Source organism: Promicromonospora sp. NPDC023987 (assembly GCF_040639055.1).
In the GTDB taxonomy this organism is placed as follows: domain Bacteria; phylum Actinomycetota; class Actinomycetes; order Actinomycetales; family Cellulomonadaceae; genus Promicromonospora.
This window is the reverse complement of record NZ_JBEZZF010000046.1, coordinates 15151-38971: the sequence shown is the minus strand read 5'-3', so window position 1 is coordinate 38971 and position 23821 is coordinate 15151. Positions and strand designations below refer to the sequence as shown.

Annotated in this window: 18 protein-coding genes; 4 read left to right on the top strand and 14 right to left on the bottom strand. The window is 72.3% G+C overall.

Going from position 1 to position 23821, the window contains the following annotated elements:
* Window positions 1–92: 92 nt before the first annotated feature.
* The 6 genes from mnmA to AB0F40_RS18915 all read right to left on the bottom strand — a co-directional run bounded on the left by mnmA (window position 93) and on the right by AB0F40_RS18915 (window position 8289).
* Window positions 93–1376, bottom strand: coding sequence for a tRNA 2-thiouridine(34) synthase MnmA (gene mnmA / locus AB0F40_RS18940; RefSeq protein WP_357470913.1), 1284 nt, complete (start codon window positions 1374–1376; stop codon window positions 93–95).
* Window positions 1373–2662 carry a cysteine desulfurase family protein gene (locus AB0F40_RS18935; protein ID WP_357470937.1) on the bottom strand — a complete coding sequence of 430 codons (1290 nt, stop codon included), beginning with the start codon at window positions 2660–2662 and terminating at the stop codon, window positions 1373–1375. The genes mnmA and AB0F40_RS18935 overlap by 4 nt, the downstream gene beginning before the upstream one ends.
* 202 nt (window positions 2663–2864) lie before the next feature.
* On the bottom strand, window positions 2865–5090 hold the full coding sequence (locus AB0F40_RS18930; RefSeq protein WP_357470910.1) for a PhoX family phosphatase: 2226 nt from the start codon (window positions 5088–5090) through the stop codon (window positions 2865–2867).
* Window positions 5091–5206: 116 nt separating this feature from the next.
* The gene (locus tag AB0F40_RS18925; RefSeq protein ID WP_357470908.1) at window positions 5207–6298 is read right to left on the bottom strand and encodes a HesA/MoeB/ThiF family protein; all 1092 of its coding nucleotides are present in this window, start codon (window positions 6296–6298) and stop codon (window positions 5207–5209) included.
* Window positions 6299–6442: 144 nt separating this feature from the next.
* Window positions 6443–7420, bottom strand: a complete 978-nt coding sequence (locus AB0F40_RS18920; protein WP_357470905.1) for an electron transfer flavoprotein subunit alpha/FixB family protein — start codon at window positions 7418–7420, stop codon at window positions 6443–6445.
* 41 nt (window positions 7421–7461) lie between these two features.
* Window positions 7462–8289, bottom strand: a complete 828-nt coding sequence (locus tag AB0F40_RS18915) for an electron transfer flavoprotein subunit beta/FixA family protein (protein WP_357470902.1) — start codon at window positions 8287–8289, stop codon at window positions 7462–7464.
* A gap of 72 nt (window positions 8290–8361) precedes the next feature.
* Between AB0F40_RS18915 and glgX the strand changes: the two genes are divergently transcribed.
* Together glgX and AB0F40_RS18905 are read left to right on the top strand one after the other, a co-directional pair.
* Complete coding sequence (gene glgX / locus AB0F40_RS18910; RefSeq protein ID WP_357470898.1) at window positions 8362–10674, top strand: glycogen debranching protein GlgX; 2313 nt, start codon at window positions 8362–8364, stop codon at window positions 10672–10674.
* Window positions 10675–10743: 69 nt separating this feature from the next.
* A complete protein-coding gene (locus AB0F40_RS18905) occupies window positions 10744–12459 on the top strand; it encodes an FAD-binding dehydrogenase (RefSeq protein WP_357470895.1) in 1716 nt (571 codons plus the stop codon).
* 41 nt (window positions 12460–12500) lie between these two features.
* On the opposite strand, the gene AB0F40_RS18900 is transcribed toward AB0F40_RS18905, so the two are convergent.
* The 5 genes from AB0F40_RS18900 to AB0F40_RS18880 all read right to left on the bottom strand — a co-directional run bounded on the left by AB0F40_RS18900 (window position 12501) and on the right by AB0F40_RS18880 (window position 17854).
* On the bottom strand, window positions 12501–12662 hold the full coding sequence (locus tag AB0F40_RS18900; protein ID WP_357470893.1) for a hypothetical protein: 162 nt from the start codon (window positions 12660–12662) through the stop codon (window positions 12501–12503).
* Between the two features lie 156 nt (window positions 12663–12818).
* Window positions 12819–13895 (bottom strand): prephenate dehydrogenase/arogenate dehydrogenase family protein, encoded by a 1077-nt coding sequence (locus AB0F40_RS18895; RefSeq protein ID WP_357470890.1) that lies wholly within the window; start codon window positions 13893–13895, stop codon window positions 12819–12821.
* Window positions 13892–14878 (bottom strand): prephenate dehydratase domain-containing protein, encoded by a 987-nt coding sequence (locus AB0F40_RS18890; protein ID WP_357470887.1) that lies wholly within the window; start codon window positions 14876–14878, stop codon window positions 13892–13894. The genes AB0F40_RS18895 and AB0F40_RS18890 overlap by 4 nt, the downstream gene beginning before the upstream one ends.
* Window positions 14875–15714, bottom strand: a complete 840-nt coding sequence (locus AB0F40_RS18885; protein ID WP_357470884.1) for a hypothetical protein — start codon at window positions 15712–15714, stop codon at window positions 14875–14877. The genes AB0F40_RS18890 and AB0F40_RS18885 overlap by 4 nt, the downstream gene beginning before the upstream one ends.
* 19 nt (window positions 15715–15733) lie before the next feature.
* Complete coding sequence (locus AB0F40_RS18880) at window positions 15734–17854, bottom strand: VanW family protein (RefSeq protein ID WP_357470881.1); 2121 nt, start codon at window positions 17852–17854, stop codon at window positions 15734–15736.
* Window positions 17855–18071: 217 nt separating this feature from the next.
* On the opposite strand from AB0F40_RS18880, the gene AB0F40_RS18875 reads away from it, so the two are divergent.
* A complete protein-coding gene (locus AB0F40_RS18875; protein WP_357470879.1) occupies window positions 18072–18893 on the top strand; it encodes a hypothetical protein in 822 nt (273 codons plus the stop codon).
* A gap of 412 nt (window positions 18894–19305) precedes the next feature.
* On the opposite strand, the gene AB0F40_RS18870 is transcribed toward AB0F40_RS18875, so the two are convergent.
* Complete coding sequence (locus tag AB0F40_RS18870; RefSeq protein ID WP_357470876.1) at window positions 19306–19668, bottom strand: hypothetical protein; 363 nt, start codon at window positions 19666–19668, stop codon at window positions 19306–19308.
* A 94-nt stretch (window positions 19669–19762) separates the two neighbouring features.
* Here AB0F40_RS18870 and AB0F40_RS18865 point away from each other — a divergent pair, with 94 nt between their 5' ends.
* Entirely contained in the window at window positions 19763–20332 is a 570-nt protein-coding gene (locus AB0F40_RS18865) for a hypothetical protein (RefSeq protein WP_357470874.1), read from the top strand.
* Window positions 20333–20370: 38 nt separating this feature from the next.
* Here AB0F40_RS18865 and AB0F40_RS18860 read toward each other — a convergent pair whose 3' ends face one another.
* Together AB0F40_RS18860 and typA are read right to left on the bottom strand one after the other, a co-directional pair.
* The gene (locus AB0F40_RS18860; protein WP_357470871.1) at window positions 20371–21576 is read right to left on the bottom strand and encodes a PIG-L family deacetylase; all 1206 of its coding nucleotides are present in this window, start codon (window positions 21574–21576) and stop codon (window positions 20371–20373) included.
* Window positions 21577–21608: 32 nt separating this feature from the next.
* Entirely contained in the window at window positions 21609–23546 is a 1938-nt protein-coding gene (typA, locus tag AB0F40_RS18855) for a translational GTPase TypA (protein WP_357470934.1), read from the bottom strand.
* Window positions 23547–23821: the final 275 nt, after the last annotated feature.

Genomic DNA, 23821 nt, shown 5'->3' with positions numbered 1-23821 from the left:
CCTTGGTCTTGGGCACCGCCACGCAGATGAGATCGGTCTGATGGGATGAGATCGGTCGGTTGATCGACCGATCTCATCCCAAGCGACCGAAGTCAGCGGGCTCGGTCAGGTGCTGGTGCGCGCCAGGACCGGGCGACCGTCGCCTGGCCCAGCACGCGTGTGCCGCGGTACACCACTACGGACTGGCCCGGTGCGACACCGCGCAAGGGCGCACCGGTCAGCTCGATCTCCATCGCGGGAGCGGCCTGGCCGGAACCGTCAGCGGCCGACGCCGGTCGCTCGCCTTCCGGGACGTCGTCACCATACGCGTCACCGGGGAGGGCGACTGACCGCACCCGCGCCGGGACCGGTGCACCGTGCGCGCGGACCTGCACCTCGGCGTCGAACCAGCCGTCGGCGTCGGGGACGATGTCGGCGGGGGTCTCGACAGGCTCGACCAAGGGGGTCGGGTCGACCAACGGGGTCGGGAGCACGCCGTCGAACCACAGCGCCTTCTCCCCCGTGATCCGGTCCACGCTCAGCAGCTCCGCGGGTCCCACGACCACGGTGTTCGTCGCGGGCTGCACGTCGACCACGTACCGCGCCTTGCCGTCGGCGGCCGGGCGCCCCAGACCGAGCCCCTTGCGCTGGCCCACGGTGAACGAGTACGCGCCGTCGTGCTCGCCCACCACCTCGCCCGCGGTGTCCACCACCTCGCCGGGCCGGGAGCCGAGGCGGGACTGCAGGAAGCCGCGGGTGTCGCCGTCGGCCACGAAGCAGATGTCGTAGGAGTCGGGCTTCGCCGACACCGACAGGCCACGGCGCGCGGCCTCGGCCCGTACCTCGTCCTTGGACGCGAACCCGCCGAGCGGGAACATCGCGCGGGCGAGCCGGTCGGCTCCCGCCACCGCCAGCACGTACGACTGGTCCTTGGCGTCGTTCGGCGAACGGTGCAGCTCGCGCACGGTGCGCCGGCCGCCGTCGGGCAGCGCGATCTGGCGCGTCTCGATCCGCGCGTAGTGGCCGGTCGCGACGGCGTCGAACCCGAGGGCCGTCGCCTTGTCGAGCAGCGCCTCGAACTTGATGTGCTCGTTGCAGCGCACGCACGGGTTGGGAGTGCGGCCCGCCTCGTACTCCGACAGGAAGTCGGCCACCACGGTGTCCTCGAAGCGCTCGGACAGGTCCCACACGTAGTAGGGGATGCCGAGCACGTCGGCGGCACGGCGGGCGTCGCCCGCGTCCTCGATGGAGCAGCAGCCGCGCGACCCGGTGCGGAACTGGTCGCGGTTCCGGGACAGCGCCATGTGCACCCCCACGACGTCGTGCCCCGCCTCGACGGCGAGCGCCGCGGCGACCGCGGAGTCCACACCACCTGACATCGCGGCGAGCACCCTCATCGCATACCTCCGATCGAACGGCCGGACACCAGTCCTGCGGCCTGCGCCCGCGCCACGACCTGGGGCAGCGCGGTGACCAGGCGGTCGACGTCGGCCGCTGTGGACGTGGCCCCGAGCGTGAACCGCAGCGCACCCCGGGCCTCGGTCTCGGGGACACCCATGGCCAGGAGCACGTGCGAGGGCTGCGGCACGCCCGCCTGGCACGCCGAACCGGTCGACGCCTGCACTCCCGCCGAGTCCAGCAGGTACAGCAGCGAGTCGCCCTCGGCGCCGGGGAAGGTGAAGTGCGCGTTGCCGGGCAGCCGGTCGACCGGTTCCTGGGGCCCACGCGATGCGCCGGAGTCGTGCACGGCGTGGGGCTTCGGCTCCGGGCCGCGCAGCACGGCGGTGGGCGCCGCTGCGCGCACCCGGGCGACGAGGTCGTCGCGCAGCGCGGCGAGCCGGGCAGAACGCTCCGGCATGCATCCGACGGCGTGGTGCGCGGCGACGCCGAAGGCCGCTATCGATGCCGCGTCGAGCGTGCCGGAGCGCACGCCGCGCTCCTGGCCGCCGCCGTGCAGGACGGCGTCGAGCGCGAGGTCGCGCTTGGCGAGCAGGGCGCCGACGCCGACTGGGCCGCCCAGCTTGTGACCGCTCACCGTCATGGCGTCGACGCCCGACTCGGTGAAGTCGACCTCGGTCTGGCCCACCGCCTGGACGGCGTCGGTGTGCACCGGGATGCCGTACGGGCGCGCCGCGCGCACGACGTCACGGACGGGCTGGAGCGTGCCCACCTCGTTGTTGGCCCACATGACGCTGATCAGCGCGGTCTCGTCGGCGTGCGCGGCGAGCTCGGCGCGCAGGGCGTCCAGGTCGAGCCGACCCTCGCCGTCGACGGGCAGCAGCACTATCTCGGCGCCTGCGTGGCCGGCAAGCCAGAACGCCGGGTCGAGCACCGCGTGGTGCTCGACGGCGGAGACGAGCACCCGGCTGCGACGCGTGTCCTGCGCGCGCCGACCCCAGAAGATGCCCTTGATCGCCAGGTTGTCGGCCTCGGTGCCGCCCGAGGTGAAGATGACCTCGCTGGGCCGCGCGCCGAGCGCCTTCGCGAGCGTCTCCCGCGCCTCCTCGACGGTGCGCCGTGCCGTGCGGCCCGCGGAGTGCAGCGACGACGCGTTGCCGGTGCGCTGCGCCACGGCCACGAACGCCGCGAGCGCCGCCGCCGACATCGGCGTGGTCGCTGCGTGGTCGAGGTACGCGCCGTCCGGCTCGCGGGGCGGGGTGCCGTGCGCGCCGCTCACCGTCATGGGTGCGCGCGCGGGCTCGGGGGGCGGGGTGGTCACGGTCATCAAGTCTACGAACGCCGCGAGCCCCAAATCGCATCCCGGGGATGTGAAATGACGCGACGTGGCCCCCGCTGATCGTTGAGTGCTGGCTATCTGTTGGTAATCCCTGCTCGGGACGACACATAGCCAGCACTCAACGGTCAGCGGGGTGAGCGGTCCGTCGTCAGCGGCTGGGACGGCCGTTGCCGTGCCCGTTGCCGTGCCCGTGGCCGTTGCCGCGGCCTCGGTCGCGGTAGACCTGCACCACGGTCGGACGCGGACCCCGGAAGTCGCCGGCCTCGACCCGCGCTCCCTCGGCGATGTAGTCCGGGAAGAACGACTGCGGTGCGTCGTACGTGCCGTCCTCGCCCGGGTGCTGCACGTTCACGTAGACCATGCCGTCACGGGAGTCGATGACCGGGCCGCAGGTCTCGGCGCCGGCGGGCACCGAGAGGAACTGCTGCACGTGCCCTCGCTCGCGGCCCGCCACCGGCACCTTGAACAGGCCGTCGCACTTGGCGATGCCACTGGAGCTGGGCTGCCCGTCCGTCGAGATCCAGAGGTTGCCCTCGGCGTCGAACGCCAGGTTGTCGGGGCAGGAGATGGGCGAGACCCGGTCGCGCGGGTAGCCGCCGAAGTAGGTGCCCTCGACGCTGGGGTCGCCCGCGACGAGCAGCAGGTTCCACGTGAAGCGGGTGGAGGTCTGGTCGCCCGAGGGGATGATCTCGACGACGTGGCCGTCCCGGTTGCCGTTGGTGGTGGCACCGTTCACGACCTTGTGGGTACGCGGGTTGGCCTCGGTGGCACCCTCGACGGCGTTGCCCGGGGTGCGGCCCGAGTTGTTGGTGCACGCGACGTAGATGCGGCCGGTGACCGGGCTGATCTCGACGTCCTCGGGGCGGTCCATCTTGGTGGCGCCGACGGTGTCCGCCGCCAGGCGCGTGTAGATCAGCACCTCCTCGACGGACATGCCGTCCACCTGGCTGGCGCCGTCGAGCACCAGGGGCAGCCATTCGCCGGAGCCGTCGAAGGCGTCGTCGGACGGGAGCGCCCCTGAGCCGTCGATCTCGGCGGCCGGCGAGTCGCCGGTGAGCCTGGCGACGTACAGGTCGCCCTCCGAGAGCAGCGTCTTGTTGTGCTCCCGCGCCCGCCGGGAGCTGCCCTTGGCGACCCGGTCCTTGGAGACGAACTTGTAGATGTAGTCGAACGCCTGGTCGTCACCCATGTAGGCGACGGCGTGCCCGCGGCGGGACAGGGTGACGTTGGCGCCCTCGTGCTTGAACCGGCCCATGGCGGTGTGCTTCACGGGCGGTGCCGACGGGTCGTGCGGGTCGAGCTCGACGATCCAGCCGAAGCGGTTGGACTCGTTCTCGAACCCGGCGCCGCCGCCGAAGCGCGGGTCGTCGGCCTCCCAGCCGTAGCTGGTGGAGCGGCCGAGACCGTAGCGGGCGTCAGCGGTCGGGTTGGCTCCGGCGGCCACGAAGTAGCCGTTGAAGTTCTCCTCGCCCGACAGGACGGTGCCCCACGGTGTGGTGCCGCCCGCGCAGTTGTTCATGGTGCCGAGCACGCGGGTGCCCGACGGGTCGGCGGTCGTCCTCATCAGGTCCGTGCCGGCGGCCGGCCCGTCGATGACGAACTCGGTGTCCATGTGGATGCGGCGGTTGACCGGGCTGATCCGCTGGTACGACCAGGGCTTGCCGGGGGCCCGCCGCCGGACCTCGACGACCGCCATGCCGTGTGCGGCGCGCTCGATGGCACGGGCGTAGGCGTTCTTGTCTCCGGTGACGTTCCCGTCGCCGTCGGTCTCCCAGTACTTCTCCGTGGCCGGGAACATGACCGACGCGTTCGTGTACTCCAGGTTCGACACGAGGAGCCCACGGTTGCCGCGGCGCTCGTCGCCCGCGTCGAACGGCAGGATGTCGAGGTAGTCGCAGTTGTAGCCGAACTGCTTGGCCTGCTGCTCCGGCGACTGGTTGTTCGGGTCGAAGGTGCGGGCACCCGGGAGGATCGGGTCACCCCAGCGGATGATCGGCTCCCAGGTGTAGCCGTCCGGCACCACGAGCTGGTCGACGTCGACGTGCTGCGGGTCGATCGCACCGAAGGCGAGGCCCTTGCCGTGGCCGTGGCCGGGGAACCGCCCCTCCGGCATCGTCGCGGCGGCGGCCGACGGCGCGCCGACACCCTGCGCGCCGATGACCACGGCGCCGGCGGCGACCGCCATGGTGCCCAGCATCGCGCGGCGGGACAGCACCGAGCTCACGACGTCCTTGAAGTACTCGTTGGCGCTCTCGTTGGGAGCGGGGTGAAGGCACGCGTCGTTGCACTTGAGACGGCAGGTGACGGGGCTGCGCTTGCCACGCGCGTGCGTGTGCACCGTCAGCAGCTGGCGATGTTCAGGAGCGATCGTCATCGGAGGTTCTCCGGTCCGAGCTGGGGGGTAGGTCGACGTCAACCTAGGAGCAGGCGGTGTCTCACCCGCGAAAGGTCTGGTACGTCCAGGTGAACGGGACGTGTCCAGGTGGGTGATCATCCGAGCATGGCGTGGCTCGTGACGTCGCGCCACCCGTCGGCGCGGAGGAGCTGCTCCGCGCCGCGCGACCGCAGGCCGCGCTCGCAGACCACGACGACCGGCCCGTCGACCGGGTGGTCCAGCAGCTCGGGGGGCAGGTTTCCGGCCGCCAGGTCCTCCAGCCGCACGAACACCGCACCCGGCACGGCGCCGGGCCGGAGACCGACGTCGAGCAGCAGGACGCCGGGCTCGGCGGACGCCGGCGGCTCGGCGGCGGTCACCGGCCCGTCGGACGCCGTCGGATCAGCGACCGTCAACGGTGCAGCGGCCAGGGCAGCCGGGCCAGACGGCACCGGGGCCAGCTCGACCGTGTCCCACGCGGAGGTGCGCGCGTCGTAGACGAGCAGCCGTCCCAGCGCCGGATCACCGGTGCCGGTCAGAACCTTGACCGCCTCGACCGCCATCGTCGAGCCCACGACGCCGCACGCCGGGCTCAGCACGCCGACGGTCGAGCACGAGTCCCCCTCGGACGGCTGCGGGCCGTACACGTCCGGGTAGGTGATCGCCCGTCCGTCCGGCGCCGCCGACCAGAAGACGCTCACCTGGCCGTCCCAGCCCAGCACGGTGCCCCAGACGACGGGCAGGCCGAGGCTCGCCGCGGCATCGGACACGGCATACCGCGTCTCGAACGTGTCCGAACCGTCGACCACCAGGTGGTATCCGCCGAGAATCGCTGCGGCGTTGTCGCGGGTCAGCCGCTCAGGGTGCGCTATCACCTCGACGCCGGGGGCCAGCCCGCGCAGCGCGTCGGCTGCCGATTCCGTCTTGGCCCGCCCGACGTCGGCGACCGAGTGCAGCACCTGTCGCTGCAGGTTGGACGCCTCGACGACGTCGTCATCGATGATGCCCAGCGTGCCGACGCCGGCCGCGGCGAGATACTGCAGCACCGGCGACCCGAGCCCACCCGCGCCCACGACCACCACGCGTGACTCCGCGAGGCGCTCCTGCGCGACCAGCCCGAACCCGTCGAGCAGGAGATGCCGCGCCGTCCGCCGCCGCTCGGCGGGCACCAGCGAGCCCTGACCGGCCCTTGTCCGCAACTGCTCCATCCCGCCATTCCACCACGCGCCACGCGGGGCCTTGCCCGCCGCCCGCCCCTTCGAGGCCTAAGCTACTTCGCTTTGAGGGCGCCCAAAGCGAAGTAACTTAGGCCTCGAAGAGAGCCGTCCAAACCGGCGACCCAGCCGGCCGCCTCAGGGCCTCCTCTTGCGGATCTCCGCCGCGGCCTGCGGGAGCACGTCGGCGAGCTGGCCCACCACGGCGAAGTCGCAGATCTCGAAGATCGGCGCCTCCGGGTCGCTGTTCACGGCCACGATCACCTGGGACGCCTGCATGCCGCCGCGGTGGTGCGGGGCGCCCGAGATACCCGCGCCGATGTAGACCCGCGGCGCCACGGTGACGCCGGTCTGCCCCACGTAGGAGTCCCACCAGCCCTCGAACGCCGCGTCGCGGGACGCGCCGACGGCCGCGCCGAGGGCGTCCGCGAGGTCTTCGACGGGTCCGAAGTCGCCGTCGGTACCGCGTCCGCCCGCCACGACCACCGCCGCCTGGTCGAGGGGCGGCCGGCCGCTCGTGTCGGCCTTGACCTCGCGCGACAGGAGCGCCACCGGCGACGGCGCCACCTCGACGGCGAAGCCCTCTGTCACCGGTTCGACGGCGGCCTCGGCAGGCTGCGCGACCGCCGAGTTGGCCCGGACCGTCACCACTGCGACGTCGGTGGTGACCGCGCACTCCGTGTCCCACGCGCCGGCGAAGACCCGCTTGCCCGCCACGATCCGGCCGTCGGCCTCGCGCACGGCGGCGGCGTCGATGACGAGCCCCGCACCGAGCTCGTGGGCCGCGAGCGCCGCGGCCTCCTTCGCGGCGAACGACGTGGGCAGCAGCACGACGTCGGCGTCGGTGTGGCGTACGGCGGCAGCCAGACCCGCTGCGACGACGGCGGGCAGGTGCCGCTCGTCGCCGCTCACGTGGACGCCGGCGCGCGCGATCTCCGCCTGGTGGACGCAGCCGACGCCGTACGCGCCGAGCTGCGCGAGCACCTCGACGGTCGGGGCCTCCATGGCGACTGCCTCGACCCGGCCGAGGCCGCGTGCGATGGTGAGCAGCTCGAGGACGCTGGTGCGGACCTCGGTAGCGGGTTCGAGCAGGACCAGGACTGTGCGGTTCGTCATCACGTGCCTTTCAGGCTGGGGTCGGGCGGATCAGGCCCGGCTCAGACCAGGTCGTTGCGGATCAGGAAGTCGGCCAGCGCCACGCCGCCCTCGCCCTTGTCGGTGACGATCTCGGGCTCGGCGCGCTCCGGGCGCGGGGCCGCGGACAGCGCCCGGGTGCGGGCGCCCGCGACGCCTGCCACCGCGGGGTCGAGCCCGAGGTCGGCCGGCGACCACACCTCGATCTCCTTGGTGCGGGCCGCCATGATGAGCTTGAAGCCCGGGAAGCGCGGCTGGTTGGCCGCGTCCGTCACGGACAGGACGGCGGGCAGCGGGGCGGACAGCCGCTCGGTGGCGTCGTCGATCTCGCGGGTGATCGTGAGCGTGCGCGCCGAGCCCTCGGCCGGCCCGAGCTCGACCTTCTTGGCGAGGTTCAGGGTCGGCAGCCCGAGCTCGGCGCCGAGCAGCGTCGGGACCACGGAGCCGAGGCCGTCGAGTGCGGCCATACCCGTCACCACGAGGTCGACCGGGGCATGCTCGCCGAGCTTGCGGACGGCGGCGGCGAGCACGGCGGCGGTGCCGAAGTAGTCGGAGCCGGCCAGGGCGTCGTCGGTCACGCGGATGCCGCGGTCCACGCCGAGCTGGAACGCCTTGCGCAGTGCGACGTCGCCGTCGGGTCCGGCCATCGTGACGACGATCACCTCGCCGTCGTCCGGCCCGATGCCGCCGGACGCGCGCTCCGCCTCGACGAGCCGCAGGGCGGCCTCGATGGCGTTCTCGTCCAGCTCGTTGAGGGTGCCCTCGCCTGCGTCGCGCACGACCCGACAGTCCTCAAAACCGCGCTCGGTGTTGATGTCCGGGACGTACTTGGCGGTGACCACTATGCGCATGGAGTAAACGGTACGACGTCGGGCGGCGTGTGACGGATCCGGTCCACAGACGGGCCTGCAACGATTGGGCGCATGGTGCAGTCACCCCGAGCAGAACCGCAGCGGGCGCCGGGCGACCCGGCGCCGCGGCCAGTAGTCCGGCCGCTCATCCGTCCATCGGCGCGGCGTAGCCACGTCCCGCCACTCGGGGTCTACGTCACGCCCGACGGCGGGATCGACGCCGCTGTCCTCGCCTCCCACGCGACCGCCGTCGACCTCTGCCTCATCGACGTCGCCGACCCGGCCCTGGACGAGCACGACCCGAACCGGTACACCGAGCGCCGGATCGAGATGGTGGGCCCGGTGTACGGCGTCTGGCACACGCACGTCCCGGACGTCGCCCCTGGTCAGCGTTACGGGTTTCGCGTGTACGGGCCGTGGGACCCGCGGGCGGGGCTGCGGCACAACCCGGCCAAGCTGCTGATCGACCCGTATGCCCGCGGTTTCGCCGGCCGGCTCCGCTACGGTCCCGAGGTGGTCGGCTCGGTGTCGACGGAGCGCGAGCCCGGCTGGTGGCTCGGCGACCCCTACGGGGCGGCGGACGAGACCGACTCGCTGGCGTACGTGCCGCACTCCGTCGTCGTCGCGCCGCTGCCGCCGCCCGCTCCCCTGTCGCGGCCGCGCGTGCCGTGGGCCGAGACCGTCATCTACGAGGCGCACGTGCGCGGGCTGACGATGCTCCGCGAGGACATCCCGGCGGAGCTGCGCGGCACCTACGCCGGCGTGGCGCACCCCGCCGTCGTCGAGCACCTGCTGAGCCTCGGCGTGACCACGCTCGAGCTGCTACCGATCCACAAGAGCGTCGCCGAGTCGCGCCTTGCCGCCCAGGACCTGCCGAACTACTGGGGCTACAACACCCTGGGGTTCTTCGCGCCCAACGCCGCGTACGCGACCCGGGCCGCGCAGGAGCAGGGCGCCGAGGCGGTGCTGGACGAGGTGCGCGGCATGGTGCACCTGCTGCACGAGGCGGGCATCGAGGTGCTCCTGGACGTGGTCTACAACCACACCTGCGAGGGCGGCGACGACGGGCTGCACGTGGCCTGGCGCGGCCTCGACAACCCGGTCTACTACCTGCACGACGGCGCCTCGCCCGCCGCCCTGGCGGACGTCACCGGCACGGGCAACTCGCTGGACTTCCGGCGTCCGCGCGTGATCCAGATGGCCCTTGACTCGCTGCGGTACTGGGCCGAGACGGTCGGCGTGGACGGGTACCGGTTCGACCTCGCGGTGACCCTTGGCCGCGGCAACGTCGGCTTCGACCCGGACCACCCGTTCCTGGTGGCCCTGCAGACCGACCCCGTGCTGTCGGGCCTCAAGCTCGTCGCGGAGCCCTGGGACGTGGGACCGGGCGGCTGGCAGACAGGTTCGTTCCCGCCGCCCATGGCGGAGTGGAACGACCGGTTCCGCGACGCCGCACGGGGGTTCTGGCTGGACGCGCCCAAGCAGGGCGCGCGCGGGCAGGAGATGCTCGGCCTGCGGGACCTCGCCACGCGCCTGGCGGGGAGCGCCGACCTGTTCGGGCCGGGCGACCCGCCGCTGGTGCGCGGTCCGGTCGCCTCCGTGAACTACGTGACGGCGCACGACGGCTTCACGCTCGCGGACCTCGTGGCCTACGACCACAAGCACAACGAGGCCAACGGCGAGGACAACCGGGACGGGACGGACAACAACCTGTCGTGGAACCACGGGATCGAGGGCCACACCCCGACCGGCGACGACGCCACCACGGAGCCCTGGCAGGCGATCGTGCCGCCGCGCCGCAGGTCGCAGCGGAACCTGCTCGGCACCCTGCTGCTCGCAGCCGGCACGCCCATGCTCACGGCGGGCGACGAGTTCGGCCGCAGCCAGGGCGGTAACAACAACGCGTACGTCCAGGACAACGAGGTCTCCTGGTTGCGGTGGGCCCTGGACGACGCCGCCAACGACCTCCTGGAGACCACCCGGTACCTGCTGCGGCTGCGGCGGGAGCATCCGGCGCTGCGTGCCGACTCGTTCTTCCTTGGTTCGCCCCGGCCGAACGAGTCGGACCCGGACCTGCTCTGGTACTCCGGGGCGGGAACCCTGATGGAGCCCGCCACGTGGAACGAGACCTGCCGGCGTGTGCTGCAGATGCTGCGGCCCGGCCCGACGGCGAGTGACGCGGACGTGCTCCTGGTCGTGAACGGCAGCCTGGACGACGCGCACGTGACGCTGCCCGAGCAGGCTCGTGCCGACAGCGCGCCCTGGGTGCTCGTCTGGGACTCCTCCTGGGACTTCCCCTTCGTGCCGGAGGACGAGGCCGGCCCGCGGACGTCGGTGACGATGGACGCGCTCAGCCTCCAGGTGCTGCTCTCGCCGGGCAGGTGAGCGCCGTTTCACCCCTGAATCGACCGGCCGGCCGCACCATGGGAGGTATGTCCTGGTTAAAGTGCGCTCATGACTGACTCCGTCCACAACAACGACGTTGCCGCAGCGGTCGACACCGACGTCATAGTCATCGGTGCGGGACTCTCCGGGCTCGTCACCGCGACCGAGCTGACGGCGTCGGGCAAGCGGGTGATCCTGCTCGACCAGGAGCCCGCCGCGTCGCTCGGCGGGCAGGCCTGGTGGTCGTTCGGGGGGCTGTTCCTCGTGGACTCCCCCGAGCAGCGCCGCCTCAAGGTCAAGGACTCGTTCGACCTCGCCTTCGCCGACTGGCTCGGCTCCGCCCAGTTCGCGCCCGGCGCCGAGCGCGGTGAGGGTCCCGACCGTTTCGGGTACCGGTGGGCCAGGGCGTTCGTCGAGTTCGCGGCCGGCGACCTGCGGTCGTGGATGCACGCCAAGGGCGTGCGCTGGTTCCCGCTGGTGCAGTGGGCGGAGCGCGGCGGCTACGCCACGGGCGGGCACGGGAACTCCGTTCCCCGGTTCCACGTCACGTGGGGCACGGGCCCCGCCGTCGTCGAGCCGTTCGTCGTCGCCGCGCGCGAGGCCAACCGGGCCGGTCTGCTGGACCTGCGCTTCCGCCACCGCGTCACGTCCCTGGTCACCACGGACGGCCGGGTCACCGGCGTCCGCGCGGAGATCCTGGCCGACGACGACGCCGGCCGCGGCGAGCCCTCCGGCCGCACGGTGACCGGCGAGGTGGAGCTGTCAGCGCACGCCGTCGTCGTCGCGAGCGGTGGCATCGGTGCCAACCACGACCTGGCACGCGGCCACTGGTCCGCCGACGCCGGGCGCCTGCCGGCCCGGATGCTGTCCGGCGTACCCGACTCCACGGACGGGCTCATGCTGGGCGTCGCCGCGGCGTCGGGCGCCGCGCTGGTGCACGAGGACCGCATGTGGCACTACCCCGAGGGCATCGCGAACCACTCGCCGGTCTGGTCGGGGCACGGCATCCGGATCCTGCCCGGCCCGTCGTCGCTGTGGCTCGACGCCGACGGCGGTCGGCTGCCGGGCCCGCTGTTCCCCGGTTTCGACGCGCTCGGGGCGCTACGGCACGTGACCACGCGGGGCGACGACCACTCCTGGTTCGTGCTGAACAAGACCATCATGGAGAAGGAGTTCGCGCTGTCGGGCTCCGAGCAGAACCCGGACCTGACCGGTAAGTCGGTGCCCCTGCTCCTCGAGCGCGTGCGCGGCAGGTCGGTGCCGGTGCGGACCTTCGCCGAGCAGTCGGAGGAGTTCCTCTGGGCGGACTCGCCCGCGGAGCTCGCCGGCAAGATGAATGCCCTCACCGAGGCCACCGAGGGCTCGTCCGGGAACATCGACGGCGAGGCGCTGGCCGCCCTCATCACCGCCCGCGACGCGCAGGTCGCCACAGGGCTGGGCAAGGACCCGCAGGTCGTGGCGACTGCGGCCGCACGGCACTTCATCGTGGACAAAGCGATCCGGGTGGCGCCGCCGCGTGCCCTCACCGATCCCCAGGACGGGCCGCTGCTCGCGGTCCGCCTGTCGGTGCTGACGCGCAAGACGCTCGGCGGGCTCTGGTGCGACGAGACCGGCCGCGCGCTGACCCCGGACGGTGAAGTGCTGGAGGGCCTCTGGGCGGTGGGCGAGGCCGCGGGCTTCGGAGGCGGTGGCGTGCACGGGCACCGCGCTCTGGAGGGCACGTTCCTGGGCGGCTGCCTCTTCACAGGCCGCACGACGAGCCGGGCTCTGGCGGAGTCGTTGTAAGGCCGGGCGACCGGCGCACATTCCAATCCGGAGGCTAGGCTCTAGACACACACATACTGCGAGTCCTCAGAAGCGTGGAACGCGGAGTCCAGGCCGTGGCTGCGCCAGGCCAGCTCGTCACGCAGGTCACTGAGTGACGTCCGGAGCGCCCGCAGCGCTGCCTCGTCGATGAACAGGGTGCCGACCGCGAAGTACCTCGTCACCTGAGGGTGGTCTCGGAACTGTAGATCTCCACTCTCGTCAGAGAAGAGGTACACGCGGCGGTGCGTATGCGGTGTCGGATCGACGTCGGTGCGCGCTCCGGGAACAGTGACTCGTAGACGGCGCCCGGTCTGGGGGACGGCAGATTGCGGCACCAGCTACCGCAGCAGCGCCTTGCCGTCCTCCACGCCGAGCACTACGGCCCCCGCCGCGCAGCGGGCCACCAGCTTCGCGGGCCAGTCGCCCGTCAGCGGCACCGTCTCGACATCCGGGCCGACGTCGGCGCCGGTACCAGCTGCCCCGTCACCCGGGTGCAGCCCCGTCACGCGCGTACCGCCGGGACGGCCGATCTGGGCCCGTACCGGGTCGGGCCGGTCGAAGAACCAGTGCGTCGGCGCGTTGGAGTCGAGCTCGTCGGCGAGCCGCTCGAGGTCCCGGGCCGCCAGTCGCAGGACGGGAGCCACCCACGCGGCGTTCTCCGTGACCATCGCCTCGGTGCGGCGCGGGTCGGTGAGCCCGACCCGGGTCCCGTCCCGGAACGATCCCGCCGCGAGACCCAGCGCCAGGTCTCGCACCGGCGCACCGGAAACGACCCCGAGCAGCTGGTTGGCCAGCACGTGCGGCACGTGCGACACGAGGGCCGCCGCCTCGTCGTGCAGGTCGTCGGTGAGCACTGCGGCCGTCCCGCCGAGCGGGCCCGTGACCAGGCGCAGCACCTGCTCCAGCCGGGCAGGATCGGTCCCGGGCACGCCGGTCCCCACCGAGCCGGCCCCGGCCGCCGCGCACGTCACGGCCCACGGGATGCCCTGCATCAGCTCCGCCGACGCCGCCCCGAACCCGCTCCGCTCCGTCCCCGACATCGGGTGCGCCCCCACGTAGCGGTCGCCCAGGCCGGCGTCGGCCACCGCCTCGCGCACCGGCGCCTTCACCGAGCCGACGTCGGTCACCGTCGGGTCCCAGCCCGGCTCCCCCGCGAGCGCCTCGGCGAGCTCGCCCGCGACGTTCCGCATGGCGCGCAGCGGTGCGGCGAGCACCACGATCTCGGGCCGGTGCACGGCGAGCCCTGCGACGTCGTCCACCACCGAGAGGCCCGCCGCGCGGGCTTCCTCCGCCGAAGCCGGGTCGGTCGCGACGACCGGCACGGCTGCCGCCTGCAGGGCCTTGGCCAGGGAGCCGCCGATCAGCCCGAGGCCCACGATGCCGACCGAGCCGCGCTGAGCGCTGAAGCCGCTCACCACAGCAGTCCTCGGTCCCGGACCGGGCCGGAGTCCTTCGACGACACGGAGCCGACCGGGACGTGGTCGGGGTCGAGCACGCCGTCGAGCGCCCCGAAGGATCCACGGGCGGGGAAGAGGCCGAGCGTCTTGAGGGCGTCGCCGGCGCTGAGCAGGTCGCTCAGCACCTCCCGCGCGCCCTGGTCCCACGGCGCCTCGTCGAACGTCACGACGAACACGTACTTGCCCTGCTGCGCCTTGAGGGGTCGTGTGATCAGGCTCGACATGTTGACGCCGCGGTCGCCGAAGGCTGCGGTGATCCGCGCCAGCACGCCTGGCCCGGTCACGGCTGGGGTGATCGCCAGCATGGTCCGCCAGGCGGTCACACCGGCGTCGCGCGACCGCGTCAGGCGCCCCTCGGCCGCGCTCCGCCTGGTCAGGACGAGGAACCGGGTGCGTCCGCCACGGAAGTCCTCGACCGCCTTCGCGTAGGTCTCCAGACCGTAGAGCTCGCCGCAGATCGTGGGGCCGAGCGCGATGGTCCCCGGCCCCGCGTCGCGGCAGGCGGCAGCGTTGGACGACGCCGGAGCGCTGCCCAGCCCGGTGCTCGTGACGAAGCCCGCGCACTGCGCCAGCCCGTGCGGGTGAGCGGAGACCTCGGTCAGCTCGCCGTGGCCAGGACGCACGAAGGCGTCGAACGACACGTCGAGCGCCACCTCGTCGACGGCGACGACGTCCGCGCTGGAGAGCAGCGCGTCCAGCGACGGCACCACGTAGCCCTCGACGGAGGACTCGATAGCGACGACGCCGACGTCGGCGCGGCCGGCGGCCACGACGTCGTGCACGTCCTTGACCGTGTCGAGCGGCTCGGCACTCAAGTCACCTGCGGGCTCCCCTGTCGTGGCGTGCAGGCGCGCCCAGTCGAGCGCCGCCTGGTGCGTGAACGTCCCCTCCGGCCCCAGGTACGCAGCCCGCGTACCGCGCTCGGTGCCCGGCACCGTCACGCCCACCGCGGGGTCAGGGCGTCCGGCCCCGGCACGAACGCCTCGCCCGGCAGGACGGCCAGCGTGCGGTGCGAGACGCCCCGCTGGGTGAGCGCGAAGACCAGATCGCTCAGCGCCGCCGACGTCGGGCAGGAGAACGACGTGAAGAACACGTGCGGCCCACCGGTGGACGGCTGGCTGCGGAGGTGGTCCAGGTCGAGGCCGGCGTCCGCGATGAGCGCGAGCGTCGGCTGCAGGGAGCCGAGGTGGTCGTCAGCCGGGCCGAAGGCGAGCCACACCTGCGCGGGCTCGGTGAACGGGGGCCAGTCGCCGCGGGACTCCAGCAGCCCGTACCAGACGGGCCCGCCCTCGGCGAGGGCCGCACTGTCCGGGAGCTCGGTGAATCCCGCCGGGACCCGGGACCGTTCGATCACGAGCGACCCGCTCTCGCCGGCCAGTGCTATCCGCTCCTCGACCGTCGCGCGCGTCGGCACCAGCCGCGGGCTCGCGCCCAGCGTCCGCAGCACCCCCGCGCAGTCGCGCATGCCCGCCTCGTCGATCACCACCTGACCGACCGTGGCACCCGAGCCGACCCACACCCACTGCCCGGGCACCGCCACCGCGCCCGTCACGATGAGTGAGGGCGCTCCCTCCAGGAGGGCACGCTCGAGGCCTGGCGCCGGGTGCTCCGGGTGTCCCAGGTGCACAACGGCCGCCAGCGCCTCGATACCCGCCACCGTGGCGAGCGTGTCCGCCATGGTGCCGAGGTCCAGCAGTTCGACCGGGTCGTTCCAACCCGCCATCTGCGCGGCAAGCACCGCGTGCGCGGGAGACTCCCGCTCGCTACGTCCAAGCATGTGCGCAACCTACCGCCGGTCAGTCGCCTGAGCCTCGCGGCTTGTCGCACACCACCGGGTTGTCGGGGTTGTAGGAGTGGTTGAACGAGTTCTCCTTGGCCAGCTTGTCGCCCACGAAGACCTTGCGGTGGATGCTGATCGAGAACCCGTCCTCACCACCTGGATACGGCTCGCAGTCCGCCGACGAGTCGTGGATCACGGTCGTCGGGACGATGCTCTGCTTGCCGCTGTTGCTCTCCTCGACCCGGTAGTGCTTGGTGCTCCAGACCTTGACCCAGAGCTCGCCGCCCTCCACGTAGGACTGCAGCACCGCACCGTACGGGGTGTCGTTGGTGAACTGCATGTCCTTGGCACCCACGTAGATCGTGGCTTCACGACCCGGTGGGTAGCGCGGGAACCAGTACGAGTGCGCGTGATGCTCGACGTCCTCGTACCCAGCGAAGAAGCCGGCGTTGAAGGTGGTCGTAGCCATCTGCGACAGGCCGCCGCCGACCGCCTCGACATGCTTGCCGTTCTCGACCACACCGGCGTCGAAGTACCCGTTCTCGAGCGTGATCGGCGCGAGCGCGTCCAGCAGGGAGAACGTCTCATCCGGCTTGATCAGGTCGCCCGTGATCATCTGCGCACCACGCACCAGGTTCTGCGTGCGCACGGCCTCGTTCGTCAGCGGCGTGTGGAACTCGGAGACCACCTCCTTGACGCCCAGCTTCTTCAGGGACTCGACGGTCTCCTCCGGGTCCTGCTCGACCAGCTCGACCGACGTCTCACGGTCGTCGCTCGTCGCCGCGATCCGTACCGCCTTGCCTGCATCGACGGGATCGAGGGTGGTACCGGTCTTTCCCTCCACCACGGTCGGCTTGCCGCCGACGAACTCGAAGTGCGCGTCGTCGGGGAGCTGCAGCAGGTCGCTGGTACCGTCGACGACGGCCTCGACGGTCGCCTTCCGGTCCACGATGGTGGCCAGCTTGCCCTCCTTCTGCTCGAACCGGAAGAGCCCGGCGAGCACCTCGGGCGACAGCTCCGGCGACTGCTCACCCACGGACACCGTGACCGGTGCCGAGATGATCTTCTGCGCCACGGTGAAGCCCTCGTCGGTCTCCGCCTGCGTGATCGCCGGCTTGACCGGCTCGACCGGCAGGTCGAACGGACCGTCCTGGAGGAGCCAGCGCTCCTGGATGATGCGCTCGGTCTCGCTCGCGACGATCCGCGACCCCTCCTTCGCGTCCGTCTTGACGGCCTGCCCGTCGACGAACGCGACGGTGCCGTCCACCGCGTCGACCGCCAGGGAGTCCTCGAGACCCGCCACGGCAGAATCGAACTTCTCCTCGTCGACAGCCAGGACCAGCTCCTCGTCGGAGCCGCCGAACATGTGTGCCCACAACCGGGTCGGGCTCAGCGAGAACCCGGTGAGCTCCGCGACCGTGGCCTCGGCGTCGACCGAGAGGCCGCTCGGTTCGGGAGAGAGCTGCGCCTTGCCCTCACCCGCGGTGAGCTCGATCGGCTCCTTGACCCGCGGGGCCAGCTGCTCGGTGAGCGCGGACGCCGCCTCGGCCTGCGTCATGCCGCCGACGTCGACGCCTGCCACAGTGGTGTCGCGGGGCGTGGTGTCGCTCACGCCCCACGCCGCCAGGGCGTAGATGCCGAACAGCACGACGACGGCCAGCACCGAGAGCAGTGCGACCTTGGGGCCGCGACGCGGGGCGCCGTCGCCGGCAAGGCCGAAGAACTCCCCCGCGCCGGAACCGCCCGAGCCCGTCGGGCCGTTGGGACCGTGGGGGGTGTCGGGACCGTGAGGGCCGGGGCCGCCGGGGCCGTTCGGACCCGCAGGGCCGTTCGGACCGGCGGGGCCGAACGGACCGGCGGGGCCTTGGCCGTTCGGCGTCGCGGGACCCTGTGCGGAGGCCATCATCGACGTCTCCTCGGGGCGCACGGGCGACCAGCGCGTACCGGCCAGCGGGCGGGACACCCGCTGGATCGCCCCGGTCAGCGGCTTGAGGAAGGGGTTCTGGCCCGTGTGCGGCGGGGGCACCGCACCGGGACCCACCGCAGCGGGCGGCACCGCGCTCGACGGCGGGATGAGCGATCGGGGCTGGACCGACGGCGGTGCCGACGGCGGGGACGGGGTGGCCGACCCTGGCACGGGCGGCCCCGGCGTCGGAACAGCGCTCGCTGCGGCTGCGCCGGCTGCTGCTGCGCCGGCCGCTGCCGCACCGGCTGCCGCTGCCGTGCTGGGTGCTGGCTTCTCGGATGCCGGCCTCTGGGGCGCCGGGCTGTCAGGTGCTGACTCCCGAGGCGCAGGTCCGTCAGACGTTGGCTTCTGAGGTGCGGGGCTCTGCGACGCCGGCTTCGCTGGTGCCGTGCTCGACGCCGCCCTGTCGGGGGCTACGGAGCCGGTCGCGGTGTCCGGAGCGGTCGGACGCGCGGCGCCGTCGGGCGCACCGGTGTTCGAGGCAGCGACCGCAGCGGGAGCCGCGGACGAGGCCGCAACGGCCGGAGGGCCCGCGGGCGCACGACCAGGGGACGGAGAGTCGGCGGGAACCGGGGCTGCGGGCGCCGGGGATGCCGGCGCCGGGGCCGCGGAGCCAGCGGGCGCAGGGCCAACGGGCGCGGGACCAGGGACAGCGGAAGCCTGGGCTGCGGCTGCGGCCGCCGCGCCTGCTCCTACCGCGGCCGCTGCCGCTCCCGCCGCACCAGCCGCAGGCGTCGAGGCAGCCGCTGGCACAGCCGGCGCCGCGGCTGGCGGCACAGGGCTCTGCGGCCCCGCGCTCGGGCTCTCGGCGATCTTCGCCGCGGGCGCGGTCTTTGGTGGACGGTCGAACGCGAAGACGCGCGGCGTGTATCCGTTCCTCGGCGCCGTGGACGCCTTGGTCGACGGCGTCGCGAGCTTCTCCACGACGGTCTGCAGCACCTCTACCGGGTCAGGACCGTCCGGGTTCGGATCGGTCGACTCCTTGGCGGGCACCGGCTTGGTCGTAGGCGCCGGCGGGGTCGAGGGCGCGGGCTTGCTCGGGGTGCCGTCCGGCACTCCGGCGCCCGGCGCCGTGCTCTGGGGGGCGCTCTCGGCTGCCGCAGGCGCTGCTGCGGGCGGCACTACGGGCGGGCGCGGGGCCTGGGGGGCCTCGGACTGCTCCGAAGGGGTCACTGGCTGGGCCTTCTCTGGGGATCTGGGGGCCGGCTGAGCGGTCGGCTGACCGGCCGGTACTGAAGATTGCGCTGCCCCGGGGTCCGTCGGCCGTCTCGGGGGCTTCGTCACCTGTCTCGGCACGCTGCCAGGGCGTGTCTGGGACAAGCGGGGAGGTGTCACCGGGGCAGGTCGTGCCCCAGCGTTCTCGTCTGACGTCGGCTCGAGCGGTTCGTCACGCTCGGTCGGCTGACCCATCGGCACGCTCCGTGCAACTACCCGAGACGCGGGCTCTCCGCGTCCCCCAAGGGCGTACCTGACCTGCGGCGAATCCGCCGGACGCGGCCGCCCTGCCGGGCATCCTATCCAGCCAGAATCCTGCCCAAGGCCGCGTACTGGACGCCCCGAGGTGGAGGTTGTGTATCAATCCTTCACCTCATCCTGAACCAGTCTGCGAAGGACCGCAGACCTCAGGCAGCAGACCGATCTCGGCGTGCTGGGACCTCTGCGAACCACGACGGCGGCAGGAACGCGACGACCGCAAGGACCGCCACCCCCGCGTACGACCAGACCATGCCCAGCACACCGGCCGGGACCACGACGTCGCCGCCGGAACCCGGCAGCGACAAGGCCTGCACCATGACCACCCAGCCCACACCGAATCCGAGCAGCGTGCCGTAGCCGGCCCAGGCGCGTGCGAGCACACCTGCCGCGACCGTCAGAGCCAGCGCGAGCAGCAGGCCGAGGTACCAGGAATCGTGGCCGAACCGGTGCACCACAGTCCCGAGTCCGCCCATGACCACGCCGAGCAGCACGGCCAGCAAGGTGCGCACGATCGTTCGTCCGAGGTGTCGTCCGGGTGAGTTCACCCAGCCATTGTCCAGCATTCACCTGGGAGGACGCTGCACATGTGCAACACTCCGGCGGGTGAATACCCTCCAGGCACAGACGCAGCTCATCGTTCGACAGCGCATCCGCTTGATGGTCAACCAGTACGAGGTCCGCGGCGCGCAGCCGGACGGCTCCGAGGGCGAGCTCTACGCGTTCGCCCAGCAGAAGCGGATGGCCTTCCGCGAAGAGGTCACGCTCTACACCGACGACACCAAGCGGGAGCCCGTCCTCGGGTTCAAGGCCCGCCAGGTGATCGACCTCGGCGCCACCTACGACATCGTCGACGCGGGCGGCAGCCCGATCGGCTCGTTCCGCAAGGACTTCGCCAAGTCGCTGCTGCGCAGCACCTGGCACGTGGAGCAGCCCGGGCTGGGCACAGCCACCGGGACCGAGCGCAACATGACGGTCGCCATCCTCCGCCGGCTCGTCGAGGCGGCCTGGCTGCCCTACCACTTCGACTTCCTGATCGACGGCCAGCCCGCCTTTTCCGTAGAGAAGAAGTGGGGCCTTCGCGACCGGTACGTCGTGAACATCCAGGACCCGCGGCTCGACCGCCGCCTCGTGACCGCGATGTCGATCGGCCTGGACGCGCTCCAGGAGCGCTGACTCCGCAGTGGTTCCCGCCCGCTCCAGGCGGTCCGCTTCTAGCCGATCTCTGCGGCGAGGTAGGTCTCGACGGTGAGTATCGGGGTCAGCACATCGTTGGACAGGGCATACCACCCGGCGACCGCCCCCTCGGGACGTGCGAGCCCTGTCGCATGCTGCACCTGCGTGGCATGAGCCCGCAGCGCCCCCACCACCCTCTCGACCACACCCGAGGTCTGCACCCGGACCACCTGCCCGGAGCGGGTGATCGGTAGAACGTCAGGAGATCGGTACCCCGGGGTGCCGATCTCCTGACGTTCTACCGACCACACCGTCAGGTCATGCCTCGCCAGCGGCGGCAGGTGCTCCGGGGACGCGAAGGTCAGGCCCTCGGCCGCCGCCAGCGCGACCGCGTCTGGCATCGCGGCGAGCGCCGCCCGCGCCTCGCGCAGCTCGGCGGCCGGGGAGACGGCCTGCCACAGCTCGGCACCGGCCCATGGCTCGTCCCGCCGTCCGACGACGGCGTCCGGCGCGCCCTCCCCGCCCTGCGCGCCAGCCCCACCCGGTGCGCCCTCTCCGCCCGGCTCGCTCCCCCCGCCCGGCGCCCCTGCGCCGTCGGGCCGCCAGGCCGGGTCCGCCGCGAGCTCGAGCGCGCGGACCGTCACCTGGTGCGCGCGTACGTGGTCCGGGTGCCCGTAGCCCCCACCGGGCTCGTAGGTGGCGACGACGACGGGGCGCCGAGCGCGGACCAGCCGGGCGAGCCGTCCGGCGGACTCGTCGAGCGGCACCCGGGCGAACGCCGTCGGCGGGGAATCAGGTGCGGGGCCGGCGACGCCGGGCGCCACCCACGCCATTCCCGAGTCCTCGTACCGCACCTCCCCTGACCTGTCAGCCGCAGCGGTCATGCCAGTGACCTGAGGGGCTGACGAGGGGAGGGTGTCGAGGAACGCGTGCTCGACCGCGTCGGCGACGCCGCCGGCCAGCCGCGTCAGCGCACCCGCGAGCTCGGTCTCCCGGTAGGCGCCCAGCGCCGGCCCGTCACCCTCGAGGCCTTCCCGCCCCTCCGACGTCGTGCCCGGGCGGGCGATGACCTCGCCCCGTTCTCCGCGCGTGCAGGTGACGACGCAGACCGGCTGGCCGCCCGCGGCGAACGTGGCGAGCAGCCCCCCGGTGGCCAAGGACTCGTCATCGGGATGAGCATGCACGGCCAGCAGCCCCCCGAACGCGCTGAGTGCTGGATATTCGCCCCCGGAACGGTCGTTCATGGGCGAATATCCAGCACTCAGCGGAGGGGAGGTCAGCCGCGCTTGGCGCGGGCCGTCGCGCGGGCGCGGTCCGTGGCGTTCAGGAGCACCTTGCGGATGCGGACCACCTCAGGGGTCACCTCGACGCACTCGTCCTCCTGGGCGAACTCCAGGGACTCCTCGAGCGTGAGCTTGCGCGGCGGGATCAAGTTCTCGAAGTTGTCCGCGCTGGCCGAGCGCATGTTGGTCAGCTTCTTTTCCTTGGTGATGTTGACGTCCATGTCCTCGTTGCGCGAGTTCTCGCCAACGATCATGCCCTCGTACACCTCCTGCGTGGGGTCCACGAAGAAGGAGCCGCGCTCCTGGAGGTTGATCATGGCGAACGGCGTCACCTTGCCGGCGCGGTCCGAGACGAGCGAGCCGGTCATGCGCGACTCGATCGGGCCGTGCCAGGGCTCGTAGCCATCGGCGATCGACGCCGCGATACCGGTACCGCGCGTGTCCGTGAGGAACTGCGTGCGGAAGCCGATGAGGCCACGCGCCGGGACCATGAACTCCATGCGGACCCAGCCGGTGCCGTGGTTCGTCATGGTCTCCATGCGGCCCTTGCGCTGCGCGAGGAGCTGCGTGACGGAGCCGAGGTACTCCTCGGGCACGTCGATGGTCATCCGCTCCATGGGCTCGTGGATCTTGCCGTCGATCGTCTTGGTGACGACCTGCGGCTTGCCCACCGTGAGCTCGAAGCCCTCGCGGCGCATCTGCTCGACGAGGATCGCCAGGGCCAGCTCGCCACGGCCCTGCACCTCCCACGCGTCGGGACGCTCGGTCGGGAGCACCTTGAGCGACACGTTACCGACGAGCTCGGCGTCCAGGCGGTCCTTCACCTGGCGGGCGGTGACCTTGTGGCCTTTGCCGCCCTTGCCGGCGAGCGGCGCGGTGTTGATGCCGATGGTCATCGAGATCGCGGGGTCGTCGACCGCGATGAGCGGCAGCGGACGCGGGTCGTCGATGTCGGTGAGGGTCTCGCCGATCATGATGTCGGCGATGCCTGCGACGGCGACGATCTCGCCGGGGCCGGCCTTGTCGGTCGGCACGCGGTCGAGCGCCTTGGTCTCCAGCAGCTCGGTGATCTTCACGGTCTGCAGCGAGCCGTCGTGCCGGGCCCACGCGACGTTCTGCCCCTTGACCAGGGTTCCGTTGTGGATGCGCAGCAGGGCGAGACGACCGAGGAACGGCGACGCGTCGAGGTTGGTGACGTGCGCCTGCAGCGGCATGTCCTCCTCGTAGGTCGGCGCGGGGGTCTTCTCGAGGATGGTCGCGAACAGCGGCTCGAGGTCCTCGCTGTCGGGCAGGCCGCCGTCAGCGGGCTGCTCGGTGGAGGCGCGGCCGGCCTTCGCCGACGCGTACACGACGGGGACGTCGAGGATGGCGTCCAGGTCGAGGTCCTCGACCTCGTCCGACAGGTCGCTGGCCAGGCCGAGCAGCAGGTCGGTGGTCTCGGCGACGACCTCGGAGATGCGCGCGTCCGGACGGTCCACCTTGTTCACCACGACGATGACCGGCAGCTTCGCCGCCAGCGCCTTGCGCAGCACGAACCGCGTCTGGGGCAGCGGGCCCTCGGACGCGTCGACGAGCAGCACGACGCCGTCGACCATCGACAGGCCGCGCTCGACCTCGCCGCCGAAGTCGGCGTGACCGGGGGTGTCGATCACGTTGATCGTGATGCCGTCGGGCTCGCCGTGCGCCGCGGCCGCCGGGCCGGAGTACCGGATGGCGGTGTTCTTGGCGAGGATCGTGATGCCCTTCTCACGCTCCAGGTCGCCCGAGTCCATCACGCGGTCCTCGAGGTGCTGCCGGGCGCCGAAGGACCCGGACTGCCTGAGCATGGCGTCCACGAGCGTGGTCTTGCCGTGGTCGACGTGGGCCACGATCGCGACGTTTCGCAGGTCGGAACGGGTCGCACGGACCGAGGTCGGCGCGGTTGCAGGCACGGTCACGGAGCACTCATTTCCAGAAGGGGAGTCAAGGTGCGCGGACGCTGATCCGAAAGGACCGGTCTCGCGGCAGCACTATCTTACCCGTGATTCGAAATCCTCAGGTGTCGACCGTGTCACTGTGCGGTGAACACCTGCGCAACCCTCGCTGTGCCGAGGTAGAACCAGGGCGAAGTAGAACTGCAGCGAGATAGAACCAGGGCGAGATAGAACCGCAGGCTGCTGCAGTTCTATCTCGCCCTGGTTCTACTTCGGCGCAGTGAGTGAAGCAG

Bases quoted from the DNA above. Each gene is read 5' to 3' on its own strand.
- mnmA (WP_357470913.1), bottom strand. From the start codon at position 1,376: ATGAGGGTGCTCGCCGCGATGTCAGGTGGTGTGGACTCCGCGGTCGCC.
- AB0F40_RS18935 (WP_357470937.1), bottom strand. From the start codon at position 2,662: ATGACGGTGAGCGGCGCGCACGGCACCCCGCCCCGCGAGCCGGACGGC.
- AB0F40_RS18930 (WP_357470910.1), bottom strand. From the start codon at position 5,090: ATGACGATCGCTCCTGAACATCGCCAGCTGCTGACGGTGCACACGCAC.
- AB0F40_RS18925 (WP_357470908.1), bottom strand. From the start codon at position 6,298: ATGGAGCAGTTGCGGACAAGGGCCGGTCAGGGCTCGCTGGTGCCCGCC.
- AB0F40_RS18920 (WP_357470905.1), bottom strand. From the start codon at position 7,420: ATGACGAACCGCACAGTCCTGGTCCTGCTCGAACCCGCTACCGAGGTC.
- AB0F40_RS18915 (WP_357470902.1), bottom strand. From the start codon at position 8,289: ATGCGCATAGTGGTCACCGCCAAGTACGTCCCGGACATCAACACCGAG.
- glgX (WP_357470898.1), top strand. From the start codon at position 8,362: ATGGTGCAGTCACCCCGAGCAGAACCGCAGCGGGCGCCGGGCGACCCG.
- AB0F40_RS18905 (WP_357470895.1), top strand. From the start codon at position 10,744: ATGACTGACTCCGTCCACAACAACGACGTTGCCGCAGCGGTCGACACC.
- AB0F40_RS18885 (WP_357470884.1), bottom strand. From the start codon at position 15,714: ATGCTTGGACGTAGCGAGCGGGAGTCTCCCGCGCACGCGGTGCTTGCC.
- AB0F40_RS18860 (WP_357470871.1), bottom strand. From the start codon at position 21,576: ATGAACGACCGTTCCGGGGGCGAATATCCAGCACTCAGCGCGTTCGGG.